Raw genomic sequence first — 11,381 nt, forward strand, 5'->3', positions numbered from 1 at the left:
TACCGCGGATGTCAATCGTTGTAAGAATCCACGGTAAACGTTGTAATGCTCTAGTGGTGGAGGTTTCATGCCGCGGCTCGTAGTTGATCCGGCGTTCGTCGTCGGAGCGGTGGACCGGCGGTTGTTCGGCTCGTTCGTCGAACACATGGGTCGCTGCGTCTACACCGGGATCTACGAGCCCGGACATCCGGCCGCCGATCCGGACGGGTTCCGTTCCGATGTCCTCGAGCTCGTCCGCGAGCTCGGGGTGACCGCCGTCCGCTATCCCGGCGGCAACTTCGTCTCGAACTACGACTGGGAGGACGGGGTCGGGCCGAAGGACCAGCGGCCGCGCAAACTCGACCTGGCCTGGCGGGCGATCGAGCCGAACCAGTTCGGCACCGACGAGTTCGTCGCCTGGGCCGGCAAGGCCGGGGTCGAACCGGTCTGGGCGGTCAACCTCGGTACCCGCGGGATCAAGGAGGCCGTCGAGTTGCTCTCCTACACCAACCTCCCGGCCGGGACCGAGCTCCCCGATCGCCGGGTCGCGAACGGCCACGAAGCGCCGTACGGGATCAAGGTCTGGTGCTTGGGCAACGAGATGGACGGGCCTTGGCAGATCGGCCACAAGACCGCCGAGGAGTACGCGCGGCTGGCCGAGGAGACCGCGAACGCGATGCGCCGGGTCGACCTCGATCTCGAGCTGGTCGCCTGTGGATCGAGCAACTCCGGTATGGCGACGTTCGGCGAATGGGAGCGGGTCGTCCTCGAGCGCACCTACGAGCTGGTGGATCACATCAGCCTGCATGCGTACTACGAACCCCGCGACGACTCGGCGAGTTTCCTGGCCGCGGCCGAGGACATGGAGCGGATGATCTCGTCGGTGATCGCGACCGCCGACCACGTCAAGGCTTTGAAGCGCAGCTCGAAAGAGATCACCCTGTCCTTCGACGAGTGGAACGTCTGGCGCCAGTCGGACTTCCCCGGTGAGCTCGGCCTCGGCATCCGTGAGGTGAGTCCGCTGATCGAGGACACGTACACGGTCGACGACGCGGTCGTGGTCGGCAGCCTGCTGATCACGCTGCTCCGGCACGCGGACCGGGTGAAGATCGCTTGCCTCGCGCAACTGGTCAACGTGATCGGCCCAATCAGGACCGAGCCCGGCGGCCGCGCCTGGCGGCAGACCATCTTCCACCCGTTCGCCTTGACCGCGAAGTACGCCGGTCCGACCGTGCTACAGACCGCGATCAGTGACGGACCGGAGATCGACACGGCCTCGTTCGGCCGCGTCCCCGCGCTGTGGAGCACGGCGACGTACGACGAGAAGACCGGCGAGATCGCGATCTTCGTGGTGAACCGGAGCGAGACCGACAAGATCGATCTGCAGATTCCGGTCGGGGGCCTGCGACTTGCCCGGCACCTGGCCTTGTACGACGACGACCGCGCCGCCGTGAACACGGCCGACGATCCGGACCGGGTGGTACCCCGGGTGATCGAGGGGACCGAGATCGTCGACGGCGTCTGCACCGCCACGCTGCCACCGGCTTCGTGGCATCTGATTCAGCTCACCGTGTGAACCGAGAGGGGACCCCTGCCCGTGCCTCCCAAACGATTCCTGGCCGCAGCGCTCGCTGTGGCCGCCGTTGCCGCCGGTACGTCGGCCGCGACTGCCGCACCTGCACCGACCACCACCAACGCGATCTCGTCGAGCTTCGCGGACACCTTCGCCGACCCATCGGTCATCCAGGGCCGGGACGGCTACTGGTACGCCTACGCCACCTCGGACCCCCTGGTCTCGAACGGTCCTTTCGGGCTGATGCACATGGCGCGGACCAAGGACTTCAGCTCCTGGGAGTACCTGGGCACGGTCTTCAACGAGCAGACCAAACCGAACTGGGCGGCGCCGGGTTCGTTCTTCTGGGCGCCGGACATCCGCTACTTCGACGGCAAGTACGTCATGTACTTCACCGTCACCGACACGCTGGCCAACCCCGGTAGCGACTTCGCGATCGGTGCCGCGACCGCACCGACGCCGACCGGGCCATGGACCGTATCGGACGGCCCGGTGGTCACACCGAAGTCCGATGGGAACGGTGGCTGGTACAACACCATCGACCCCGCGCTGCTGACCGCGGCCGACGGCAAGCGGTACATGTACTACGGCGGTTTCTACGGCGGCATCTCGGTCACCGAGCTGACCCCGGACGGCCTGCACGCGGTCGGCGAACCGACCCAGGTCACCATCGGCGACCGCTACGAAGGCTCGTACGTCGTCTATCGCGACGGCTACTACTACCTGATGGCCTCGTCGATGAACTGCTGCGCGGGCCCGACCACCGGCTACTCGGTCTTCGCCGGCCGCTCTCGCTCTCCCAAGGGTCCGTTCCTGGATGCCGATGGGGTCGCGATGACGGAGTCCCGGGTTGGCGGGACCACGGTCATCGCGCAGAACGGCAACAAGTGGATCGGCCCGGGGCACCACGCGTTCATGACGGACGCGGCCGGTCAGGACCACATCGTCTACCACGCGATCGACCGCAACGCGGCCTGGCTGACCGACCCGTTCGGCATCAACCGCCGGCCGATGCTGATCGATCGGATCGACTGGATCGACGGCTGGCCGCGGACCCGAGCGGGTGCCGGTCCCTCCGAGGCTCCGGTGCCCGCCCCTGTCACGGGTTCGGGTTTGGGCATCACCGCGACTGACCCGGCTGGTGGTCTGGTCGGTGCGGCCAGGCGTCCTGGTGACGCTCTGGGTGGACCGACTGCGGCGATCTCGGGTGTTGCGCAGACTCGTCAGTCCGCTGCGCCTGGCTCGCTCCGGGTCGAGGCGGAGGTTCGACTGGGGTCGTCGTTCACCACGGTGCTCGGTGGCCAGCAGGTCGTCGCGACGGTGGCTCGGGGCAAGGTGACGGTCGCAGCAGGGCGTCGTACGGCGTCTGCTTCGTTGCCGGCGGACTTCGATCCGGCGCAGTGGAACAAGCTGATCGTCCAGGTGTCGGGTACCACGGTGAGTGCGCGCCTCAACGACGCCGGGCTCGGTGACGTGTACGCCGAGGCGAAGGTCGACGTACCGGGGTTGAAGCTGGCTGCGGCGCCGGTGCGGTGGCTCGGGTCGGCCGAGCTGGACAACCTGACCGTGCGGCCGGTGGCAACGCCGGTACGACGGATGGCCGCCGTACCGAAGCCGGGAAAGCTGCTCGCTGGTGATGACTTCTCGGGTGAGCTCGGACCGGACTGGTCGTGGGTGCGTCCGGATGCGAAGGCAGTAGTTGCCGATGGCAAGTTGTCGTGGCCGCTGCAGAACGCGGACCTGGTCGGGGGCGGTAACACCGCAGGACTGCTGTTCCACAACACGCCTGCCGGGGACAGCTGGATCGCGGAGACCAAGCTGCACCTCGACACCGGGGCGGGCGATATCCGCAACTACCAGCAGGCGGGGATGATCGCGTACCTGAGCGACAGCGACTTCGCGCGGCTCGGCAACGTGGCGATCTGGAAGACGCGGCAGAACGAGTACGGGCGGGAGCTGGTGGCGCGACCGTCGGACGGCGCGACGAGCTACGGTGCGGCCGCGATCGGTCGCTCGGCGCCGACGGAGTGGATGCGGCTGGCCTACCACAAGAACGCGGCCGGCGAACACGTCTACCAGGCCGGGACCAGCGTGGACGGCAAGAACTGGACCTGGGGTGCGTCGTGGGTGCTGTCGGCCCCGGCGAAGCTCGGTCTCTTCGCCCACGGCGAGTTCACCGGCGCGAACCCCGCACCGGTCGCGACCTTCGACTACCTGCGGTTCTACGAGAGCAAGTGACGTGGAGGTCTACGCCGGCAACTTCGCCGACCCGTTCGTCCTGGCCGCAGGTGAGCTGTTCTACGCCTTCGCGACGAACGGCCCACTCGGCAACGTACAAACCCTGAGGTCCACCGACCTTCAGTCCTGGGAGCCCGTCGGCGACGCGCTCCCCACGTTGCCGGCGTGGACCACCCCAGGCCGCGTCTGGGCCCCCGAGGTAGTTGCCCACGGCCCCGATCGCTACGTCATGTACTACACCTCCGCCGACCGGGCTACCGGCCACCAGGCAGTCGGCGTCGCAGTCGCTACGAACCCCGAAGGTCCCTATGTCGACAAATCGCTAGATCCCCTGATCAGCCAGTCTGACGAAGGCGGCTCGATCGACGCCTCCCCCTTCCGCAACTACCTCTACTGGAAGAACGACGGCAACGCCATCGGCGTCGACACCTGGATCTATGCCCAGCAACTCTCCGATGACGGACTCACCCTCACCGGCGCGTCCCATCGACTCATCAAACAAACCCTCCCCTGGGAAGGTGCGTTGGTAGAGGCCCCCTACGTCCTAGAACGCAACGGCCTCTACCACCTTTTCTATTCAGCCAACGCCTTCGACAAACCGGACTACGCGGTAGGTCACGCCGTAGCCCCCACTCCCCTCGGCCCCTTCATCAAGTCCGGCGACCCGATCCTCTCGGGCCCCGGCGGCCCAGGCCACAACATGGTCCTCTCGACCGGCGGCCACGACTATTTCGTCTACCACGCCTGGGATCCAACTCAAGTAGGCGCAGACCCCCGAGGCCGAACCATGCACATCGCCGAACTCACCTGGAACGCCGAGCGCCCGATCGTCGGCAGGTAACAGTTCTGCAAGCCTGTGGTTATCCACAAGCGCATCCGATATGATTTGTGAGGTATATGGTGACGGTGTCATAGTTCGCGGGTGCAGATCGAATGGCCAGCCGACTTCGGCGTATGGATCCGTGACCTCGAGGCTCGAGCGGAGAAAGGGGACGAACGTGCGGAACGGACGCTCGACCTGGTCTCGCTGGAGCTCAACTATCTCCGGAACCTCAAGGAAGAGCCCGACCCCGAGAACGAGACGGCGAGACTCCGGTGGGTTCGGCAGTCCAAGCGCTATCCCGTCTGGCGAGTCTCCCATCCGTATCGAGCAGGTATCGCCATCAGGCTTATCTGCTGGTTCCCGCCGGACTCAGACACGGTGGTTGTTGCGGTGTTCGCAGGTGACAAGGCCCGGATCGGCGACGTGTTCTACAACTCCGTCGGGGCGCGCGCTGACGGGCTCATCGATCAGTGGAAACGAGAGAAGATGAGGGGACAGGCATGACCGACAACGACGCTACCCCGGCCGGCTTCGAGCGTGGCAACGACTATCTGAACGAGCTGCTCGCCGATCCAGAGAGGGCTGCACGCGTCGCCGAGCTTGAGGTCGAGGCCGAGGAGATGGATCGGCTGTATGCCGAGAACCTGGCGATGATCCGGCGGGCCGGGGACCTGACGCAGGTTCAGCTTGCGCAGAAGCTTGGCGTCGGCCAGGCGGTGGTTTCTCGGGTCGAACGTCACCACGACATGCTGCTGTCGACGCTGGCGGACTATCTGCACGCGACCGGCGCCGAACATCCCCGGATCGTGGTGACGTTGAACGGCACCGAGGTCGAGCTCAATCTCGACCAGTTCCGGAAAGCTCAGTCGGCGTAGGTCAGTTGCAGTTCCAGCGGACTGGTTGCTGGGTGTAGCCGTCGGTGCCGTAGAGCTGGCGGGTGTTGGTGATGACGGCCGGGGAGATGCCGGAGGCGCCGCCGGTGTCTTTCTGCTCCAACGGGCGGAGGCCCTGACCTGCGATGGCGGCGTTGGTGCCGATGAGGATGTCGCCGCGGTCGTTCAGGGCGGTGGCTTTGCCGGGGGCGATCGCGGTGGCCGGAGTGCCGGTGGTGGTGAGGTCCCAGCGGACGGCTTGGCCGACGTCGGTGCCTACTGCGGTGCCGCTGCGGACGGCGGTTGCTTCCGGGTAGGGACCTGACGTGGGGAGGGTGCCGACGGTGCCGTCGGCTCGCCAGAAGACCGCCTTCTGGGCGCGTACGCGGGCGTTGGCCCAGTCCCAGTCCTGGACGATGCCGACCACGGTGCCGTCGTCGTCGATGTCGTTCGCGACCGCGTGGTTGAACCCGGCCGGGACCGGGAGGACCCGGGGCTCGTTGGCCGCGCTCCACACCACACCGTGACCGTTCTGACCGTCCGCGTCCGTTGCGTAGCCGACGGCCAGACCGTGCGCGTTGTCGATCGCGCTCAGCCGCGCGTCGGCGTACCCGGCGGGTGTTGGGAGTTGCTCGGCCGCACCGTCGCGGTAGCGCAGATTTGCTGCGTCGGTGGTGATGAGGATCTGTCCGTCGTCGCTGGCGTCGACTGCGTGCGCCCAACCGCCGGTCACGCCAAGCTGCTTCGGTACGCCGTCATGCCAGCGGACAACGCTCTGTCGACCGTCACTACGCTCACCTGATCCCACCACGAACCGTCCGGCCGGTGCGGCCCCGGACGCGCCCACTCCCGTCAGGCCGGACACGGCGGCCAGCGGGTGCTGCAGGCACATCTCCGCCGGTACCGCGTGGGCGATTTGAGGTATCAGTAACGGGAGAGCAAGTGCGAGTAGTGCCAGGCCGGCGCGACGAGTCATTCCCTGAGAGTGGCAGGAAGCTGGTGCAGACGTTCAGCCTTTCGAGCCTGCTCGAATCAGGACTTCGGTCAGGATCGTCAGGGCTTGGTGGAGGTGTTCGGTGGTGGGGGTGGCGTAGCCGATGACGAGGCCGGGTGGGCCTGGGATCGAACGGCGGTGCTCGGAGAGGGCTCCTACCGTGACGCCGGCTGCGCGGGCTTGGGCGGAGATGGCGCGGTCGTCGAGGTGGTCGGGCAGGAGCAGGGTGATGTGCAGGCCTGCGTCCTGTCCGATCACCCGGCCGTAGGGGGCGAGGACGGAACACGTGTGGGTACGGCGTTCGGCGTACCGGCGGCGGTGTTTGCGGATGGCTTGGTCGAGGTAACCGTCGCGGAGCATGGCGAGGAGGGCGGCCTGCATGGGCCAGCCGGGCCAGTCGCCGGAGTTCGCGCGGAAAAAGGCGAGGCGGTCGACGGTGGTGTCGGAGGCGACCAGCCAGCCGAGGCGCAGCGCCGGGCTGAGGGTCTTGGACAGGGTGCCGAGGTGGACGACGCGGTCCAGGTCCAGCTGGGCAAGGGCCGGCAGCGGCGCGACGTCGAAGCGGAATTCGCTGTCGTAGTCGTCCTCGATCAGCATCGCCCCGGTACGGCGGGCCCACCGGATCAGCTCGTTGCGTCGGGCAACGGGGAGCCGGCCGCCGAGCGGGTACTGATGGGACGGCGTCACGTAGACCGCAGGCAGGTCGTCGGTCAGCGCCGACACCTGCAGCCCGTCCCGATCGACCGGTACGTCGACGATTGCGAGGCCGTGGTCGTGCGCAGCGACCACCGCGTTCAGGTACCCGGGGTCCTCGATCGCGATCCGCTCCCCTGGCCGCCGGGTCACCGCGAGCAGTAGGCGCAGCCCGTGCACGGTGCCGTTGGTGACCAGGATGTTCTCCGGTCCACACGCAATCCCGCGCACCCGTCCGACATGCTCGGCCAGCGCGACGCGAAGCGCGGGCAGGCCGGCAGCATCGTCGTACCCGCGAGGCGGTGATTGTGCGGACACCTCCCGCCAGGCGCGCCGCCAGCCGGGATCCGGCGTCGGGTCGATGAACGGGATCCCGGGCCGGAGCACCAGCAGATCGCTGTCAGGCGCCGGATGGAACGTCGTACGCCGCCGCTCTACCGGCCGCAGCGGCGCCACGTCGGTCACAAACGTGCCCGCCCCGGTCCGTCCCTCGATCCACCCCTCAGCATGCAACTGGTCGTACGCCGACTGCGCCACCGCTCGCGACACCCCGAGCTGCCGCGCCAGCTCCCGAGTAGACGGCAACCGATGCCCAGCCAGCAGCCGCCCATCCACCACCGCCGCCCGAAACTGCTCAGCCACCTGCAGATGCAGCGGCACACCACCAGACCGATTCACCACCAGCGGCAGAGAACTGTCCATCGGCATACGCTGATCGTAAGCGGAATGGACTACCCGATTCGTCGGCAAATGGACCGTGTCACCAGGCCACTCGTCGCCGACGCTGGACCTATGACGATCACGCCGTTGCAACCGACCGCCCGGACTTCACTGCGCCGGGAGAAGCGGCGTGCCGCGACTGAGCGGTCAGCCCTGTACGACGTACTGGCCGAGGGCATGTTCTGTCATCTGGGTGTGGTGATGGACGGGGCGCCGTTGGTGCTGCCGACGGCTTATGGGGTGGACCTGGATCGTGGGCCGGACGGGACGTTGTATCTGCATGGGTCGGTGGCGGCGCGGAGTGTGGTGGCGGCGCCGGAGCAGACGGTGTGTGTGACGGTCACGCATGCTGATGGGCTGGTGCTGGCGCGGTCGGCGTTTCATCACTCGGTCAACTACCGGTCGGCGGTGATCTTCGGCGTACCGCGGCTGGTGACGGATCCGGAGGAGAAGCTGCACGGGCTGAATCGGATCGTGGACCACTTGATTCCGGGGCGTTCCTCCGGGACCCGGGCGCCGAATCGCAAGGAGCTGGCCAAGACGTCGGTGCTCGCGCTCACCCTCACCGAGGCGTCCGTGAAGACGCGCTCCGGTGAGGCGAACGACGAACCCGACGACCTGGACCTCCCGCACTGGACCGGCGTGGTTCCGCTCCGGGTGGTCGCCGGCGAGCCGATCACGAACTCGGACTGCGACCTGCTGGTGCCCGCGCATGTCCGCACCCGGGCCAACCAACTGGGAGCACCTTCCTAGGCGGCAGTGCCCTTGTTGTAGCTCTTCTGCGCCCAGAAGTAGCCGACGACGGTGATCGCGACACACCAGGCGATGGCCAGCCAGCCGGAGCCGGACTCCATCGGCGTACCGAGGAGCAGGTGTCGCAGCGAGTCGATGATCGGGGTGAACGGCTGGTATTCGGCGAACCAGCGGATGCCGCTCGGCATCGCCTCCAGCGGCAGGAAGGTGTTGCTGAGGAACGGCAGCACGAAGCTGATCGGCAGCACGATGTTGCTCGCGCCCTCGGCCGTCTTGCTGATCAGGCCGAGGGCGATCGCGAACCAGGTGAGCGCGATGGTCACGAGGATCAGCAGTCCGGCCGCGAGCAGCCAGTCCCCGATCGACGCGTTCGGGCGGAACCCGATCAGGACGGCGAAGCCGACCACGAGGGTCAGGCTGACGATCGTCAGGATCACGTTGCCCAGCACATGCCCGGTCAGCACCGACGGCCGGTAGATCGCCATCGTGCGGAAGCGGGCGACGATGCCCTCGGTCATGTCCACGGCCGCGCCGATCGCGGGTGACATCGTCCCGGAGGCGATCGACATCAGCAGCAGCCCCGGCGTGAGGAAGTCCAGGTAGTCGAAGCCGCCGCCGTTGATCCCGGCCGAGAAGGTGTCGCCGAAGACGAGACCGAACAGCAGCAGCATGATGATCGGCATCCCGATGGCGCCCGCCGCGAGGGACGGATAGCGCAGGGAGTGCCGCAGATTACGGCGCAACATGGTGGCGGTGTCGGCCACGGCGTACGAGGTCGTGCTCATCAGCTGGCAACTTTCTGCTGGGAGTGGTCGGTGACGGCGAAGAAGACGTCGTCGAGGTCGGGGGTGTGGACGGTGAGTTCGCTGACCTCGAGGGAGGCGTCCTCGATCCGGGTCAGCAGGTCGCGGAGCGCGTGCACGCTGCCGTCGTTCGGCACCTGCAAAGTCAGGGCTTCGGCGTTCGGTAGAGCGGTCGGCAGCACCTGACCGGCGAGCGTGAACTCCTCCGGTGAGTTGAACCGCAGCTGCACATGGCCGCCGGGCACGAGCCGCTTGAGCTCCTCCGGTGTCCCCTGCGCGACCAGCCGGCCATGGTCCAGTACGGCGATCCGGTCGGCCAGTTGATCAGCCTCTTCCAGGTACTGCGTCGTCAGCAGCACGGTGACCCCGCCGGCGACGAGTTCCCGGATCATCGACCACATGCTGTGCCGGCTGCGCGGGTCGAGACCCGTGGTCGGCTCGTCGAGGAAGATGATCTGCGGGCTGCCGACCAGCGTCATCGCGAGGTCCAGCCGGCGCTTCATGCCGCCGGAGTACGTCATCGCGAGCTTCCCGCCGGCCTCGACGAGGTCGAACTGCTCCAGCAACCGGTCGGCCCGTTCCCGGCCGGCCCGGCGGCCGAGGTGGTAGAGGTCGGCCATCATGATCAGGTTCTCCCGGCCGGTCAGCAGTCCGTCGACGGCCGAGAACTGCCCGGTCACACCGATCGCCGCTCGGACCGCGTCCGGATCGGCGTACAGGTCATGCCCGGCCACGCGGATCTGACCGGCGTCCGCGGTGATGAGCGTGGACAGGATCTGTACGGCGGTGGTCTTGCCGGCCCCGTTCGGCCCGAGCAGGGCGAAGATGGTGCCTTGGGCAACGGTCAGGTCGATACCGTCGAGGACGAGTTTGTCGCCGTAGGACTTGTGCAGTCCGAGGGCTTCGATCGCTGCAGACATGACTGTTCCTGTTTCCGGGCAGGCTGCCGCCGCCCTGGGGTGTGGTGTGGGTGAAAAAGGGTGTGCGAGAACTACCGGCCGACCTGTGGAAGGCGCCGGGATGTTCGGTCGTGGGGACGAGCTAGATGTCGAGGTCCTCCACCGCGGGCTGGTCGGCGGCCATCTCGACCAGGGCGTAGAGGTCGTCCGGGATCAGGTCACGCAGTTCCTCGACGGTCTCGACGACCTCGAGGGTGGCTTCGCCCTGCGCCATGCTCCAGGACTGGTCGGAGCTCCAGTTGCCGACCCAGGAGCGCCAGCCGGTCAGATACTTCTCGTCGTCGGCGCCCATCGAGAACTGTGCGCTGCGATCGGCGTGCAACACGAACTTCCCGCTCCGGCTGCGGTACACCTTGAAGGCCTCGTAGCCGGTGCTGCTGGACCGGCCGCCCTCGGCGAGCAGCACCCCGGAGAAGCGCTGCTTGCGTCCGGATCCGCGCCCGACCCGGACGGTGATCTCGTCGTACCCCTCGAACTTGCCTTCCTCCAGCTCGACGTACCGGCGGAGTGCGATCGAGATCGCCGAGGACAGGTTGCCGGCCAGCTCCTGGGCGCGCTTGTACAGCGGCAGGTCGTCGTCCGACACGTAGATCGTCTTGTTCGGCATAAGTACAACTATACGCATAGCTGTACGTAGAGCGCCAGCCTGAGATGAACGGTGTGGAAACTATGGTCGGCAAAACCTGATTTATCCACAGATTTGGGCCAGTTTGCGGTGGAAACGGTGGAAAACCTGGGGTCAACCTGGGGATAAGTCGGCCGAAACGGTGTGCACAGCTGGGGATACGGGTGTGGATAACTTAGAGCCGGAGCTGTGATCTAAGGTAAGCCTTGCCTTATCGATCACGTGAAGGAGTGCTCCGCGATGCTGTCTCGACGACGTCTGTTGCTCGGAGCGGGAGCCACGCTGATGCTCTCCGCCTGTTCGAACGCGAAGGATCAGGACCTCGGCGGCGCCGCGACCGGCCCGTGGG

Annotated in this window: 12 protein-coding genes; 7 read left to right on the top strand and 5 right to left on the bottom strand. The window is 67.0% G+C overall.

Annotated features, from left to right (window positions below; all coding sequences use genetic code 11):
- Positions 1–67 precede the first annotated feature (67 nt).
- The 5 genes from arfA to E1261_RS15440 all read left to right on the top strand — a co-directional run bounded on the left by arfA (position 68) and on the right by E1261_RS15440 (position 5,488).
- On the top strand, positions 68–1,555 hold the full coding sequence (arfA, locus tag E1261_RS15420; RefSeq protein ID WP_132407153.1) for an arabinosylfuranosidase ArfA: 1,488 nt from the start codon (positions 68–70) through the stop codon (positions 1,553–1,555).
- 21 nt (positions 1,556–1,576) lie between these two features.
- A complete protein-coding gene (locus tag E1261_RS15425) occupies positions 1,577–3,790 on the top strand; it encodes a family 43 glycosylhydrolase (protein WP_238176239.1) in 2,214 nt (737 codons plus the stop codon).
- Position 3,791: 1 nt separating this feature from the next.
- Positions 3,792–4,631 (top strand): glycoside hydrolase family 43 protein, encoded by an 840-nt coding sequence (locus tag E1261_RS15430; protein WP_132407155.1) that lies wholly within the window; start codon positions 3,792–3,794, stop codon positions 4,629–4,631.
- A gap of 81 nt (positions 4,632–4,712) precedes the next feature.
- Positions 4,713–5,117, top strand: coding sequence for a hypothetical protein (locus tag E1261_RS15435; protein ID WP_132407158.1), 405 nt, complete (start codon positions 4,713–4,715; stop codon positions 5,115–5,117).
- On the top strand, positions 5,114–5,488 hold the full coding sequence (locus E1261_RS15440; RefSeq protein WP_165952517.1) for a helix-turn-helix domain-containing protein: 375 nt from the start codon (positions 5,114–5,116) through the stop codon (positions 5,486–5,488). The genes E1261_RS15435 and E1261_RS15440 overlap by 4 nt, the downstream gene beginning before the upstream one ends.
- Position 5,489: 1 nt before the next feature.
- Here the strand turns inward: E1261_RS15440 and E1261_RS15445 are convergent, their stop codons facing one another.
- Together E1261_RS15445 and pdxR are read right to left on the bottom strand one after the other, a co-directional pair.
- Entirely contained in the window at positions 5,490–6,461 is a 972-nt protein-coding gene (locus tag E1261_RS15445) for a hypothetical protein (RefSeq protein WP_132407160.1), read from the bottom strand.
- A 33-nt stretch (positions 6,462–6,494) separates the two neighbouring features.
- Positions 6,495–7,874 (bottom strand): MocR-like pyridoxine biosynthesis transcription factor PdxR, encoded by a 1,380-nt coding sequence (gene pdxR, locus E1261_RS15450; RefSeq protein ID WP_132407162.1) that lies wholly within the window; start codon positions 7,872–7,874, stop codon positions 6,495–6,497.
- A 90-nt stretch (positions 7,875–7,964) separates the two neighbouring features.
- On the opposite strand from pdxR, the gene E1261_RS15455 reads away from it, so the two are divergent.
- Positions 7,965–8,645 carry a pyridoxamine 5'-phosphate oxidase family protein gene (locus E1261_RS15455; protein WP_132407164.1) on the top strand — a complete coding sequence of 227 codons (681 nt, stop codon included), beginning with the start codon at positions 7,965–7,967 and terminating at the stop codon, positions 8,643–8,645.
- On the opposite strand, the gene E1261_RS15460 is transcribed toward E1261_RS15455, so the two are convergent.
- The 3 genes from E1261_RS15460 to E1261_RS15470 all read right to left on the bottom strand — a co-directional run bounded on the left by E1261_RS15460 (position 8,642) and on the right by E1261_RS15470 (position 11,014).
- On the bottom strand, positions 8,642–9,430 hold the full coding sequence (locus E1261_RS15460) for an ABC transporter permease (RefSeq protein WP_132407166.1): 789 nt from the start codon (positions 9,428–9,430) through the stop codon (positions 8,642–8,644). The two genes, E1261_RS15455 and E1261_RS15460, sit on opposite strands and share 4 nt — an antisense overlap.
- Positions 9,430–10,368 carry an ATP-binding cassette domain-containing protein gene (locus tag E1261_RS15465; RefSeq protein WP_132407168.1) on the bottom strand — a complete coding sequence of 313 codons (939 nt, stop codon included), beginning with the start codon at positions 10,366–10,368 and terminating at the stop codon, positions 9,430–9,432. Before E1261_RS15465 ends, E1261_RS15460 begins: the two co-directional genes overlap by 1 nt.
- 121 nt (positions 10,369–10,489) lie before the next feature.
- Positions 10,490–11,014, bottom strand: coding sequence for an EXLDI protein (locus E1261_RS15470; RefSeq protein ID WP_132407170.1), 525 nt, complete (start codon positions 11,012–11,014; stop codon positions 10,490–10,492).
- Between the two features lie 258 nt (positions 11,015–11,272).
- Between E1261_RS15470 and E1261_RS47135 the strand changes: the two genes are divergently transcribed.
- On the top strand, positions 11,273–11,381 hold a 109-nt coding region (locus E1261_RS47135), incomplete at its 3' end, for a lipoprotein (protein WP_165952518.1).

It is taken from the genome of Kribbella albertanoniae, assembly GCF_004348455.1.
Taxonomy (GTDB): domain Bacteria; phylum Actinomycetota; class Actinomycetes; order Propionibacteriales; family Kribbellaceae; genus Kribbella; species Kribbella albertanoniae.